This window comes from Campylobacter concisus (genome assembly GCF_003048615.2).
Lineage (GTDB): Bacteria > Campylobacterota > Campylobacteria > Campylobacterales > Campylobacteraceae > Campylobacter_A > Campylobacter_A concisus_C.
Window position 1 is genome coordinate 993977 of record NZ_CP049263.1, and the last position, 13359, is coordinate 1007335.

Genomic DNA, 13359 nt, shown 5'->3' on the forward strand with positions numbered 1-13359 from the left:
TAAAATTAGTTTTGTTTGCCAAAGATATTATTATAAGAGGCGAAAATTTGCTCGCTTAATTTTTCTATCTTTTTAAATTCTTCTACAAAATAGTTCAAATTTTGTTCATTATATCCTGTAGCTGATTTTTCAAGTAAATATTTAATTTCATTGTTTAGAGATGTTGTCAGCTCTTGTGATTTGATGAAATTTTTATCAAGCTTATGCTCTTTAATACTATCATTTTCATACCAATCTGCTAGACCTTGAGCTAAATTTTGTATCTCCTCATCATATCCTTGTTCATTTATAACATCGGAATATGCCCTAGTTTTATAAGCTATTTGAGAAATTTTTGCAATTATTGCAAAGGTTTTATTTTCAACATATTTTGATGTTTGTGCTGTATTTTGTGCATTTATATTGAATTCGCTTAATACCTTTTTGAAATTCTCAACATTTTGTGTAGTTAGCTTTGATATCTCATCTATTTTTTTAGAATTTTCATCGATGCCGTTTACTTCTTGTTGAAGTGTTTTTATGTTTACTTCGATATCACTTGCAGCTTTTTGCGTATTTTCAGCCAGTTTTCTAACCTCATCAGCAACGACTGCAAAGCCACGTCCGTGCTCTCCTGCACGTGCTGCTTCAATGGCTGCATTAAGCGCTAGTAGATTTGTTTGATCGGCAATATCTTTTATTAAATTTAAGACCGAGCTTATCTCAGAAGCTCTAGTGCTTAGCATACTTGTAGCATTTGTGCAGCTTTGTACTAAATCATCAAGCTGTCCCATATTTTGGCTAAGTATCGTAATGTTTGACATATTTTCTTTAGCAACCTGTGCTGTTTGGCCAGCATCTGCTGCTGTTAGGCTCAAATTTTTAATGCTTTCATTTAGGTCATTTCTAACATCATTTATGCCATTTATGCCGTTTCCAAGTTTATCAAGTTCACTCGAAAGTATGCCTCTAATTTTGCTTTTTTGTCCCTCTTTGATACCAATAACGCCATTGCTCATAGACACAGCATTTCGCTTAAATGCGCCCCTAAAACCTTCTGTAAATATATTTCTATACGTTTTTGACTCTTGGGCAGCTTGGATGGAGGTTGCGATCTCACGTTGAAGAGCTTCTACCTGATCTAATAGATCATTTATGCCAAGAGCGATTTCATACATCTCGTCTTTTTCGCCAACATTTACTATGCGAGGCTCTAGCACACCATTTCTTGCTGATTTAACAACGTCTAAAATTTCACTTATTGCATTTGATCTTTTCTTAAACATTTTTAAAACCTTTGCAAGTTATTTATAAATTCATCATAACTAGTTGATTTCTCTTCAAAGAAATTTAATAAGTACTTTTTAGATGCTTCAATACCACCATCGCGCTCTAATTCAAGCAATTTTGTATAAAGAGGCTTTATTACCTCTATAGCTTTTGGATTTGGTTTGCGTCTAACAGAATAATAACCAACTATATTGTCTTGTTGATCAAGCGATGCTGTTATGTTTCCAAAGACCCAGTAAAATCCTCCATTAAAACTTTTATTTTTTATAAAGGCAAAAATTTCTTCTTTATTTTGTACTCTATCCCAAAGCATTTTAAAAACAACTCTTGGCATATCAGGATGCCTTATGATATTGTGTGGTTTGCCTAAAAGATCACCTTGTTTAGCTCCTACTATATTTAAAAACGGCTCGTTACAATAAGTGATCCTTCCTTTTGGGTCAGTTTTTGAAACTAAAAATGCGTTTTCATCAACACTAAATTCTTTTTCTATAGACATTTTACTCCTTTGTCGTCTAAAATTAATTTTTAACAGCTTTTGCCATATCCCACATCGGCATAAATATACCAAGGGCTAGCAAAAGCACCATTGCAGCTATAAACACTAGCAAAATTGGCTCGATATAATTTGAAATATTGTCGATTATATCATTAAATTTCATCCTGTAATAATCAGTAACTTTTCCAGTCATATCATCTAAACTACCACTTTGCTCTCCTGCGCTTATCATCTGTATTAGCATACCTTCATAAAGTCCAGTCTGTCTAAAAGCTTCTGTTAAGCTTACACCACGCCCAACTAATACTTTAACTCCAGTAAGCTTGTTTCTTATGTCTTGGTTTGACACAGTTACAACAGCAGTATCTAATGCGTCGGCGATAGGAAGGCCAGCGCGCACAAGCTCTGTAAATATTAGATTAAATCTACTCATATTTGCAAAAAATATTATTTTACCTATTAGATAAACTTTTAGTAGATATTTATCAATCCTATCTCTAAAATTTTCATCACTTACATAGTATTTTCTTAATAAGATTGCAAAAATGATAAGAACTGCGATGATATATATGCCATAATGACTCATAGCATATTCGATATTTAATAAAATTTTAGTTGGAAGTGGCAGTTCGGCATTTAGCTGCTCAAAAATTTCACGAAATTGCGGTACAACTGATGTCATTAATATAATAAAAGCTAGCACAATAGCACAAATAACAGTTATAGGATAACGAATCGCTTTTTTAAATTTTTGCTGATTGTCCCAAACTTCTTGCAAGATAGAGGCAAGCTTTGTAAGCGCGTCAGCCATATTACCAGTACTCTCACCAAGTCTTATCATAGCTACAGTGACATCACCAAGCTCTTCTTGAAAATTTTCTATACTTTGAGTTAGGCTTGCTCCTTGGTTTAGATCTTCATCTATTGTTTGAAATATCTCTTTTAGTCTTTTATCTTCGGTGGCACTTGCTGTCTCTTTGATACTATCATGTATTGAGATACCAGCATTTGTCATAACGCTAAGCTGCCTTATGGTGGCAACTAAGGCAGGAATTTTTACTTTTGCAGATGAAAAAAGCTTAGTAAATTTTTCTTGTAGATCTAAAAAACCATCATTTATAGTTGAAGTTTGAGTCTCTTTAATCTTTACGATCATACCAGCAACTTTTGCACGATCTTTTATGTCGTTTTTGCTATTTGCTTTTAAACTCATCTTCTGACGTTTGCCGTCTTTTATGTATTCTATCTCGTAAAATTTCATATCTTAGCAACCCTATAAACTTCTTCAAGCGTGGTTATGCCATTTGCTGCTCTTATGACGCCATCATGAAACATATCTATAAAGCCCTCTTCGTAAGCAACGCTTTTAAGCTCATCTTTAGAAGCACCATTTGCAACCATACTTGCTATATGGTCACTAATAGGCAAAATTTCACTTATCATCTCACGTCCTAGATACCCTGTTTGTGAGCATTGCGGACATCCGACGCTTTTGTAAAACTGGTAGTTTTCAGGGACAAATTTCTTAACCTCGTCAAACGCCTTTTGAGATAGTGTGATCTTTTGTTTGCAGTGTGGGCAGAGCTTTCTAACAAGCCTTTGAGCCTCTATGCAAACGAGTGCACCGCTTACTAGATATGGCTCGATACCCATGTCGATCATACGAGGAAGTGCGCTAATGGCGTCGTTTGTGTGAAGGGTAGAAAAGACAAGGTGGCCAGTAAGTGCCGCTTGTATCGCTATGCGAAGCGTCTCTTGATCCCTGATCTCACCTATCATTATGACGTCAGGGTCTTGCCTCAAAATAGAGCGGAGCGCTGAAACAAAGGTAAGTCCAGACTTCTCATTTACATGCACCTGCTGGATCATATTTAGCTGATACTCAACCGGGTCTTCAACGGTGATGATCTTAGTTTTTATGCTCTTTATATCATTTAGCGCACCATAAAGCGTCGTCGTCTTTCCTGATCCCGTTGGGCCAGTGACTAGGATGATGCCATAAGGCGCTTTCATACTCTTTTTAAATTTAGCAAAGTTGTCTGGGTGCATGCCTAGGTCTTCGAGGTTTATGATAACCTTTGACTTATCCAAAATTCTTAAAACTATACTTTCGCCATTTAAGATAGGTAGCGTCGAGATACGAAAATCATACTCTTTGTCTAAAATTTGAGCTGAAAATCTACCATCTTGTGGGCGACGGCGTTCTGCAATGTCCATATTTGAAAGTAGCTTCATACGGCTAACCATCGGCGGATAGATATCTTTATCAAATATAAATGTTTCGCTTAGCATACCATCGATCCTGCTTCTTACGATGCAGTTTGTCTCGGTTGGCTCGATGTGGATGTCGCTGGCTCTGCTTTGGATAGATGTTTTTAAGATGATCTCTATTAGCTTTAAAATTCCAGAGTTTTCAGTGTTTTGACCTTGACTAGCCGAGCTTGAAAGCTCTCTTCTGATCTCTGCAACGACATCTTTTATGCTCTCATTAAGAGCTACTTTATTTATATATTTTTCTATTTGTGCTGGATCGGCACATGCAACTTTTAATAGCTTCCTATTGAATAAATTTTGCACTTTGTCTTGAGCGATAACATCAAATGGATTTTTAAAAGCAACATATACACTTATCTCGTCTTCTTTTACTGGGATCGCGCTATATGTTTTTAGCTGAGCAGTACTTAGTTTTTCACTGATGCGGTAGTCGATGTCGATATCATCAAGATCAAAAAAAGTTATCTTAAATTTTTTACAAACATGCTCTATAAAGCGTTTTTGATCTACTTGAAGATCAGTAGAGATATCATCTATATCAGCATTTCCTCTTCTATAAATATCAGATAATACGTCAAAAAAAGTCTCTTCATCAACTATATGTTCATTTATCAAGATGCTTAATAGACTTTTTGAGTTAGCTTCTTTTATCTCAACGAGATTTGAAATTTGCTCGCTATTAAGTTTATTAAGTTGTTCTAATGCTTTTAATATTAAATTTTCCAAGTTGTTCATTTGCTATCTACCTATACTCAATCTGCAAAGTAAGATCGTCATTTTTGAAAATTTTTAAAATCATTTTTGGAGAATTTGCACCAAAAGATGTATTAAGCTCATATCTTGTATCTGAGTTTGGCTCTTCAAAAATAAACGTACCAAGTTCTTCAACGTACTCTTTTTTCACAAATTTATCAAATATAAATGAGAGTATATAATCGCTCTTTGGAAGTCTAATATAGCTTATATCAGTTCCGTCTAAAAGAGCATGCAGTAGTAGCTTTTTTTTAAACAAGATATCTGCAAAATACGCTGCATTTTCCCTTGATGTTTGTGTTCTAGATAGTTTGCTTGCTGGTAGTGCAAGTCTATCTATATCGTTAATTTTTAAACAAGATATGCCAAATATATTAAGAAGTTCTTCGTTTTGTGAGTCTTTTAGAAAGTCTTGCACTTTTTGATTGCAAATTTTAGTGTATTCACCTTTTTCAAAATAACCTTTTATCTCGACACTGCCAAGAGCAAAGGCGTTGGTTGCTAAAAATATTAGTATTAAAAATTTCACAGCGTGTCACTTTTTATCTTTTTTATAAGCTCATTTATGACTGGTTTGTTTATCTTTTTGTTATACTCCATTAGTGCGCGTAGCGCATCATCTTTTTGTTTTAACATATATTTTGCTTTTGCGAATATAATCCATGATTCTTCAGAGCTACTATCTATATCATTTGCCGTTAAAGCCCATTTTATAGCATCACTATATCTTTTTTCTTCGTAACATTTTTTTGCTATATCGAGTGCATTTTTGACATTTTTATTTTTGTTAAATTTATCTTTTAATATTGAAATTTCATCATTTGCATTTGAAATTTGAATGTCAATCTTAGGTTTTGTCTTTGGTTCTAGTTCTATTGTCTCTTCGCTTGGTAGAGGCTGCGCATAAGACTGCTCATTTTGAACATTTTCATCATCGCTTGGCATATTTAGTTTTAGCCAGCCACCGCCAGCTCTTTGTTTTTTGGTAGATTCTTGTTCTTTATTGTCTTCGTTTAGTTTTATTGATTGTTCTAATTTTTTGGCTATTTTTTCAGCTAGCTCATCTTGCTTTTTTTCAGCCTCAAATCTCTCTTTGGCTTGTTCGCTTTTTTGTTTTCCATTTTCTAAAGCATTTTTGCTTGTATTTATTTCTAGTATAGTTAAATTTTGCTCTTTTGTTTTTGGTGGAGCTACTGTTAAATTTTTCTCTATTACTGCTGAAGTAGGGCTTTGCTTGTTTTCTTTTTTGCTGCTTAAAAATATCAAAATTATAAGCAACACAATGATTGCAAAAATTTCAATAACCAAAAATTTGGAATTTTTACCAGTTATAAGAAATTTTAAAGGATTAGGTTTGTTCTTTTTTTCATACTCTTCGTAGAGTTTTTCTAGTCTTTGAATTTCTTGTATTTCAAGCATTTATCAGTCCTGCGTCAAGTGCCGACATGGTTAAAATTCTGATATTTGCATTTTCATCACTTAGTTTTGATGGCTGGTTTTGCTCGTAAAACTCACAAATCTCATAGAATTTATACATGATCTTATTTAGCGTACGTAAATTTCCAGAGCAAAGCTCATAGGCTTTGTCGTAGTCTTTTTTTTGAAATTTTAGATATTTTTCATATCCTTTTTGTTCTAGTTTTCTTTGCAAGTAGACGATGATCTCGTTTGTATTTGCACTTCCAAGCTCAATGCTTTCCCAAATCCTTGTTTGAAAATAGTCCTTTGCCAACACATCTTCATTTTCGGTTTTATGTATCGTAAAAAGAAACTTAAACATCCTGGTGTCAGCCATAAGTCTTATTTTTTCAATAAGTTCAGTTGGATAAAGCTGTGCCTCGTCCAATATAACTACTGTTTGATTTTGTAAGATTTCATCTTTATTGTTAAAATTTCTAGAATAGTGTGTGATGAAGTTCTCAAAATTATCTATATTATCTAATGTACTACCATAAATTTCTTTACTAATTGCTTCTATAAAAGAAGTTTCGCTAAAAAATGGATGTGGGAAAAAGATTAACCTTTTATCTTCTTTTAGATCAGATGCTATTTTGTTTAGTAAAAATGTTTTTCCGCTTCCTGGTTTGCCATAAAACAAAATAAGCTTTAGCGGTTTTTTTAAAGCTGAAACTATTTTATTATAGCAAGCTATTGAATTGTCTAAATTTACAAAGTCGCTCACTTCGTCTTCGTTTATAAAGAGATCTTTTATATGAGTATAAATGTTTTCGTTACTCATAGATAGATTTAGAAAAACCTAAGTCTTTTAGTGATTGGCCTATTGGCTTTTTATCTTCAAGATCAACTACATGTGGCGTAATAACAAAGATAAGCTCAGTTGTTTTTACGCTATCTCTTGTGCTTTTAAAAGCATTGCCTATAAGAGGAATATCTGAAAGAATAGGCACAGATGTATTATTTTTACCTTTTGTTTGGCCTATTAGACCGCCAAGTATTATTGTATCTCCACTATCGACTTGAACAACAGTTGAGAGCTTTTTCTGTACTGTATCAGGAGCTATCTCTCTTAATGCGTTTTGTCTTGTGTCGTCTTCGCTGTATTTAAAGTTGCTAAGTGATGGGTTGATGCGAAGCATGATTTTGTTATTGTCAGATACTTCTGGTAGTAGATTTAACAAGATGCCGATAAATACTGAGTATTGTTTATATGTAGTTGTTAGCCTATCGCTATTGCTGTTACCACTATCTGTTTGCTCTTGAACTCTGTAGTTGATATTATCACCAACTGAAATAAGAGCTTGTTGGTTATTTAGTGTAGTTACTTTTGGACTTGAGATGACCTTTGTTTTACCATTTGTCTCAAGAAAATTTATCATACCATCAAGACTAAAATTTAAATTTGCAGCAATATTTAACGTGCGGCCAAAGCCATCACTTAGGCTATTGCCCTTGTTTGTCCAATTTGCACCAGAGCTTCCATTACTACTTGAATTGCCTATATATGTATTAAATCCAAGCTCAAATTTGCTCCAGTCAACCCCTTGTTTATACTCATTGTTTAGCTCCACTGATATTATAGAAACGTCGATAATGACTTGTTTTTTAAGTCTTTTTTGCATTTCAGCTATGTACTTTTCTACACGTTTAAGTTGAGAAGGTGTAGCTGTTACTGTAATAAGGCCAGCGTTTTGATTTATTATAGGATCAGGCGCTGTGATATGTTCGCTGCTATTATTTAAAATAGCTTTTAATTCAGCGTCAAGTTTTTCCCAGAAATCAAATCTTTCAGTTGTTTTTATGAGGTTACTTGAGCCTTGTGACGAGCTATCGCTTTGAGCATTAGATGAACTGCTACTTGAGCTTGTAGAGACCTCAGATGGAGTAGCATCAACAGATGCTTGAGTTACAGCAGTTCCTTCCCTTATTGAAGTTATATAATCAAGTTTGAAAATTTGAGTTTTTAATGAAGATATTTTTAGGACATTGTTTGAAAATTCATAGCTTAAATTTTTTTCACTCAAAAGTAGGTCAAAAACTTCACTTAAGTTCATATTTCTAATGTTTACGCCAAAGACCTTATCATTTAGCTCTGTTTTACTATATGCATCTTTGGCTACTATACTAAAGTCACACATTTCAGAAAGTTGATTTAGTACGTCTCCAAGGGCAACATCATCTGAAATTTTCATACTAAAGTTTTTACTTAAACAACTGCTTGGTCTTGCATCTGCAAAATTTATACTTAAGCATGCCAGTGCAGCAACTATAAATAATTTATTTAATTTTGATCCCAACATTTTTACTTCCATTTTTTAAAGTTAGCTCTTGTTTCTCGTCGCCTTTTATTAAAACAACACTATTTCTTGTAACAGCGGTTAGTTTATACTCATCAACGATGTCTCCAACACTATACCACTTTGAATTAATATTTGCCTTATTAAGTAATATTGCTTTTAGACTAAGACCTCTTGAAGATTGGTACTCGTTTGATCTATTTTGATCAACTTTTGGTTTTAAAGATTCTTGTTTAAAAGGATCTTTAACGCTTGCAAGCTCAATAGCATTTAGACCACTTCTTTTTTCTTTTATCTTTTCAAAAATTTTATCATAAGAACTTGTTTCGTTTTGAAACTGATTAGCACATATTACACTAAATGATAAAAATGCTAACAAAATACCTCTTTTCATTAGTATTTCATCCCCCAAACAGATATTGATATCTTAGCTCCAAGATCTTTTTGTGTAGAGTTTACATCCATCTTGTGAAGATCTACTACGAGTTTCGACTCTTCTAGGCTATTTATATATGAAAGCATATCTTTAAAACCACCCAAAAATGTTAAGTCAATATTTAAAATTTGTTCGATCTTTTGCAAATTTGGCTCTTTAATATCACTTTTAAGCTCTAAAATTTTTATATTATTTTGCTTTGCCAAAAGAACAATATTATCTAGAAAATTTGCCCAATTTTGATCATTAAAAAGCAAAAATGATAACTCTTTTAACTTGGCATCAAAATATCCATTAAATTTTAGAACATTAGCATATCTGTTTTTTAGAACTTCTAAGTTTTTTGTTTCTTCGTTTATTTTAAAATTTCTATCACCATCTGGCGAGCTAACTGATGTCAAATAATCTCTTGTTTTAGAAAGCTCACTACTTACTCTTGTGTGGGCATCAAGCTTTTCATCATAGAAATTTTGTGATGGGTCAAAGCAAAGCATGTAAACAATATATACAATAACCAAAGCTGATCCAAAGAAGATTATGCTTACTTCGCTTTGCTTTTTTGTATCAAAATAATTATCTAATTTACTTAAAATATCTTGTCTCATTGTCTTATCTCTATACTTATATTGCTTTCGTATTCGTTATTTCGTTTATCTTCTTTGATTTTTTTAGTATTTACCGAATATTTTGGCATTTTACTGATGTCTTTTATCAACTGAGTTATCCTCTTCTCATTATCGCTTACGGTAGTTATGGTTAAATTTCTATCATTATTTGCAATATTTGTTATAAAAACGCCATTGTCATTTATCATATCGGTAATTTCAAAAAGATTTAAACCTTTCATTGCGTAATTATCTTTTTTATTTTCAATTTCTTGCAATAAACCTTTTCTAAAATTTAGTCTTTCCTCTTCTTTTACGGTTAGTGTTTTGACTTCATCTTGCTCTTTTTTTAATCTTGCAAGAGTATTTTTTATTTGAGTTGCTTGTGCATTAAGCACACTAAGCTCATCGTTTAGTCTTTGCGAATCTTTATCTAAAATCTCACCAGCAATATAATTATATAATGGATAAAGCATGCTTAAACAAAAAGCTGCAGCACATGTCAGAATAAATTTTCCACTTTTTCTTTTTGTAAATGGGTCTGGCCTAAGCATATTTGAAAAATTGAAATCAGCATTAAAGCCTTCTTTTTCATAAAATCTTGCATATAAAGCCATTATATTGTGTCGTTCGGTAATTTTTAAATTCTTAGAATTTATAGTAGTATTTGTGTTTAACTTTACAACATTAATGTCAAGTTTTGTATTTATAAATTTCTCAAGATGTTCGATCTTGTAGTCACAGTCAATAAAAATATTTTTTGTATTAACATTATAAATTCTATTGATGATATTGATTGTATCATTAACATAAAAAATACAGTCTTCAAAAATAGTATTTAAATCATAATTAAAACCTTCTTCTTCTTTGTCGACAAGTCCTTTTGTTTTTAAAATATCTGCAAACTTATCACTGCTTATTCTTTCACCACTTTGCTCTACAAATTTATCTCTTAGGTAATTTAATGTATATCTTATGCTTCTTGAAGTTAGATATTCTCCATTCACATATATGCTCACGAAAGCTTCATCGGCTCTAATTGTTAAAAAGCAGTCGGTTTGTGTACTTGGAAGCAAGCCTTTTTTGTAAATAGCACCATATAAAAGTGGTTCTACGGCGACATAATCGATAAAACTAACTCTTTTAGAAATATTTTTAAATATTTTGTTTATCGTTTCATTAGCTATAATAAATACATTAAAAATTCTCTCTTCAGTATTTACTTTGCTTTCAAAATATACTATTTTGTAGTCAATTGCTGGGTCAAGAGAAAGTTCTTCATAAATTTTAACAGATATAATATTTTCAAGGTCATCATCGTCTGTTGTTCTTGATATATTAAAGGTAGCTGTTATGATATCTTTGTATTCGATATAAGATATAAAAAAATCATGTTTAGAAACATTTTTTGAGAGGCTTAGTGCATCAACAGCACTGTTATAAAATCTAAAACCTTCGTATTCGTAAGGATTTAGGGTAACAATTGGAGTATCGTTAGTTTTTCCAAGTTTTAACATAAATTTAACCTCTATAAGACTCTAGTTGGGTTATATTTTAATATCTTTAAAATAAAAAATCAATAGCCGATTATCTGATTTAGGCTCTTTTCTTCTTTACTCCAGCCTTTTTTAACGACTACATCGAGCTTTAGAAAGACCTTTGTGTTGGTTAAATTTTGTATTAACTTTCTTGCAAAAATTCCTATTCTTTTAATAGTTTCGCCATTTTTCCCGATGATCATGCTTTTGTGGATGTCACGCTCCGTGATGATGCTAGCATAAATTTCAGTTATGCCTGTTTTTTCTTTTACACTTTTTATGATCGCATCACTAAGATATGGTATTTCATCGCTTAAATTTTCATAGATCGCTTCAAGTATAAATTCTCTAAAAATTTCTTTTTCATTTGTCGGCGTGAGAAATTCTGGATCATAAAAGTACTCATGCTCTGGCAAAAGCTTGCAAATTTCATCAAGAAGTGGCTTTTTATATGTAGGCTGTTTGGTGCTAAAAGTAAGCAAAGCTGCAAATTTATCTTGAAATTTTTGATACTGAGTGATCTTTTCTAAGACTTTAGCATTTGAGCTCTCATCGACTTTTGTTAGCACTAAGATGTGTGGTTTTTCAGGATTTAGAGCTAGAAATTTCTCGTAGTCACTTGTATCATCATGGATAGGCGCTAAAAATACGATGAGATCACAGTCCCCCATCGATTTTATAGCTTGGCTAATTAGCAGTTGATTTATCGCCTTGTTACTCTCGTGAAGCCCTGGCGTGTCGGTGAAGATGATCTGATCTTCACCGTTCATAACTATGCCATTTATCTTTCTGCGAGTTGCGTTTTGTTTGTGCGAGACAATGGCGATCTTTTCGTTTAATAAGGCATTTAAAAACGAGCTTTTGCCAGCATTTGTGCGTCCTATGATGCTAACAAAGCCTGATTTCAAAGTATATACCTCGCTAGATCTTGATCCTCAACCACATCTTTTAGGCGCTCTTTTACAAGCTCTTTTGTCACATTTATCTTCTCGCCGCTCTTTTCGCTAGCCTCATAGCTGATATCTTCTATCACGCGCTCGATCACCGTGTGAAGGCGTCTAGCACCGATATCCTCCATCTTTTCATTTGCTGCGTGAGCGATCCTTGCTATCTCTTTTATCGCTTCATCGTCAAATTCTAGCTCGACATTTTCAGTTGAAAGAAGTGCGATATATTGTTTTAAAAGCGAATTTTTTGGCTGAGTTAAAATTTGATAAAGCGCGTCCTCATCAAGGCTATCAAGCTCGACCCTTAGTGGGAAACGGCCTTGAAGCTCTGGGATGAGATCGCTTGGCTTGCTTATATGAAAGGCGCCAGCTGCGATAAATAAAATGTGATCTGTCTTTAAATTTCCAAATTTGGTATTTACATTAGAGCCCTCAACGATAGGTAGCAAGTCTCTTTGCACGCCTTCTTTGCTAGGATCTTGCCTGTTTGAGCTACCTGAGCCAACGGCTACCTTATCGATCTCATCTATAAAGATGATGCCTTCGTTTTCAGCTCTTCTTAAAGCCTCTGTTTTTACACTCTCAAGGTCTAAAATTTTATCATTTGCCTCGCTTTGAAGGGCTTTTTTGGCGTCTTTTACCTTCATCTCTTTTTTGATATTTTTGCCGCCGATGCCAATTATCTTTATAAAGCTCTCTTGCATCTGTGCCATGTCAGGTGGCACGTTTGAGCCAGCTTCAAGTGGGTTTTGCTGCACCTCTATCTCTATACTTAGCTCATCAAGCTCGCCATTTCTTAATCTATTTAGCATCTTGTCATAGCTCTTAGCGTACTCTGCTTGCTTCTCTTCGCTAGCACCTTTTGGAAGTGGCGGAAGTAGCTTTGAGACGATCTTTTCTTCGATGTAGGCATTTATCTTGTCTTGATTTTTCTCGCTTTGCTCGTTTTTTACGAGATTATATGAGGCCATTGCAAGGTCTCTCACCATGCTCTCAACGTCACGACCAACAAAGCCAACCTCAGTATATTTGCTAGCCTCGACCTTGATAAATGGCAGACCCATCATTTTTGAAAGGCGCCTTGCGATCTCGGTTTTACCAACGCCAGTTGAGCCGATCATCAAGATATTTTTTGGCATGATGTCATCTTGCAGGCTCTTTTCAAGCTTCATACGGCGGTAGCGGTTGCGAAGTGCGATCGCTATGATCTTTTTGGCGTCCTTTTGACCGATCACATAGTCATCTAAAAATTTAACAATTTCTCTTGGTGTTAAGTTCATTTT

13 protein-coding genes are annotated in these 13359 nt (G+C 33.6%); all 13 read right to left on the reverse strand.

From position 1 onward, the window contains the following. Positions 1-5: 5 nt before the first annotated feature. Genes CVS89_RS05125 through hslU form a run of 13 tightly spaced genes read right to left on the reverse strand, consistent with a single transcriptional unit; the run spans position 6 to position 13356 of the window. Entirely contained in the window at positions 6-1265 is a 1260-nt protein-coding gene (locus tag CVS89_RS05125; protein WP_107847887.1) for a methyl-accepting chemotaxis protein, read from the reverse strand. A gap of 2 nt (positions 1266-1267) precedes the next feature. Beyond that, positions 1268-1768 carry a PAS domain-containing protein gene (locus tag CVS89_RS05130; protein WP_021086181.1) on the reverse strand — a complete coding sequence of 167 codons (501 nt, stop codon included), beginning with the start codon at positions 1766-1768 and terminating at the stop codon, positions 1268-1270. Positions 1769-1790: 22 nt separating this feature from the next. Next, on the reverse strand, positions 1791-3029 hold the full coding sequence (locus tag CVS89_RS05135; protein ID WP_103605647.1) for a type II secretion system F family protein: 1239 nt from the start codon (positions 3027-3029) through the stop codon (positions 1791-1793). Further along, on the reverse strand, positions 3026-4777 hold the full coding sequence (locus CVS89_RS05140; RefSeq protein ID WP_107847888.1) for a GspE/PulE family protein: 1752 nt from the start codon (positions 4775-4777) through the stop codon (positions 3026-3028). Before CVS89_RS05140 ends, CVS89_RS05135 begins: the two co-directional genes overlap by 4 nt. A gap of 7 nt (positions 4778-4784) precedes the next feature. Beyond that, entirely contained in the window at positions 4785-5324 is a 540-nt protein-coding gene (locus CVS89_RS05145) for a hypothetical protein (RefSeq protein ID WP_107847889.1), read from the reverse strand. Further along, entirely contained in the window at positions 5321-6214 is an 894-nt protein-coding gene (locus CVS89_RS05150) for a transformation system protein (RefSeq protein ID WP_107847890.1), read from the reverse strand. Before CVS89_RS05150 ends, CVS89_RS05145 begins: the two co-directional genes overlap by 4 nt. Continuing rightward, positions 6207-7034 (reverse strand): ATP-binding protein, encoded by an 828-nt coding sequence (locus CVS89_RS05155; RefSeq protein WP_107847891.1) that lies wholly within the window; start codon positions 7032-7034, stop codon positions 6207-6209. The genes CVS89_RS05150 and CVS89_RS05155 overlap by 8 nt, the downstream gene beginning before the upstream one ends. Further along, a complete protein-coding gene (gene mshL, locus CVS89_RS05160; RefSeq protein WP_107847892.1) occupies positions 7027-8553 on the reverse strand; it encodes a pilus (MSHA type) biogenesis protein MshL in 1527 nt (508 codons plus the stop codon). The genes CVS89_RS05155 and mshL overlap by 8 nt, the downstream gene beginning before the upstream one ends. Continuing rightward, positions 8531-8944, reverse strand: coding sequence for a hypothetical protein (locus CVS89_RS05165; protein ID WP_103589670.1), 414 nt, complete (start codon positions 8942-8944; stop codon positions 8531-8533). Before CVS89_RS05165 ends, mshL begins: the two co-directional genes overlap by 23 nt. Continuing rightward, positions 8944-9591: a hypothetical protein gene (locus CVS89_RS05170; protein WP_021086212.1), complete on the reverse strand. Its 648-nt coding sequence runs from the start codon at positions 9589-9591 to the stop codon at positions 8944-8946. Before CVS89_RS05170 ends, CVS89_RS05165 begins: the two co-directional genes overlap by 1 nt. After that, the gene (locus tag CVS89_RS05175) at positions 9588-11108 is read right to left on the reverse strand and encodes a C4-dicarboxylate ABC transporter (protein ID WP_107847893.1); all 1521 of its coding nucleotides are present in this window, start codon (positions 11106-11108) and stop codon (positions 9588-9590) included. The genes CVS89_RS05170 and CVS89_RS05175 overlap by 4 nt, the downstream gene beginning before the upstream one ends. Positions 11109-11167: 59 nt before the next feature. Beyond that, positions 11168-12037: a GTPase Era gene (era, locus tag CVS89_RS05180; protein WP_021086219.1), complete on the reverse strand. Its 870-nt coding sequence runs from the start codon at positions 12035-12037 to the stop codon at positions 11168-11170. Next, entirely contained in the window at positions 12034-13356 is a 1323-nt protein-coding gene (hslU, locus tag CVS89_RS05185) for an HslU--HslV peptidase ATPase subunit (protein ID WP_103613055.1), read from the reverse strand. Before hslU ends, era begins: the two co-directional genes overlap by 4 nt. Positions 13357-13359: the final 3 nt, after the last annotated feature.

What these genes read in the sequence shown, in the direction of transcription:
- CVS89_RS05125 (WP_107847887.1), bottom strand. Translation starts at nt 1,265, where the DNA reads ATGTTTAAGAAAAGATCAAATGCAATAAGTGAAATTTTAGACGTTGTT.
- CVS89_RS05130 (WP_021086181.1), bottom strand. Translation starts at nt 1,768, where the DNA reads ATGTCTATAGAAAAAGAATTTAGTGTTGATGAAAACGCATTTTTAGTT.
- CVS89_RS05135 (WP_103605647.1), bottom strand. Translation starts at nt 3,029, where the DNA reads ATGAAATTTTACGAGATAGAATACATAAAAGACGGCAAACGTCAGAAG.
- CVS89_RS05140 (WP_107847888.1), bottom strand. Translation starts at nt 4,777, where the DNA reads ATGAACAACTTGGAAAATTTAATATTAAAAGCATTAGAACAACTTAAT.
- CVS89_RS05150 (WP_107847890.1), bottom strand. Translation starts at nt 6,214, where the DNA reads ATGCTTGAAATACAAGAAATTCAAAGACTAGAAAAACTCTACGAAGAG.
- CVS89_RS05155 (WP_107847891.1), bottom strand. Translation starts at nt 7,034, where the DNA reads ATGAGTAACGAAAACATTTATACTCATATAAAAGATCTCTTTATAAAC.
- mshL (WP_107847892.1), bottom strand. Translation starts at nt 8,553, where the DNA reads ATGTTGGGATCAAAATTAAATAAATTATTTATAGTTGCTGCACTGGCA.
- CVS89_RS05165 (WP_103589670.1), bottom strand. Translation starts at nt 8,944, where the DNA reads ATGAAAAGAGGTATTTTGTTAGCATTTTTATCATTTAGTGTAATATGT.
- CVS89_RS05170 (WP_021086212.1), bottom strand. Translation starts at nt 9,591, where the DNA reads ATGAGACAAGATATTTTAAGTAAATTAGATAATTATTTTGATACAAAA.
- CVS89_RS05175 (WP_107847893.1), bottom strand. Translation starts at nt 11,108, where the DNA reads ATGTTAAAACTTGGAAAAACTAACGATACTCCAATTGTTACCCTAAAT.
- hslU (WP_103613055.1), bottom strand. Translation starts at nt 13,356, where the DNA reads ATGAACTTAACACCAAGAGAAATTGTTAAATTTTTAGATGACTATGTG.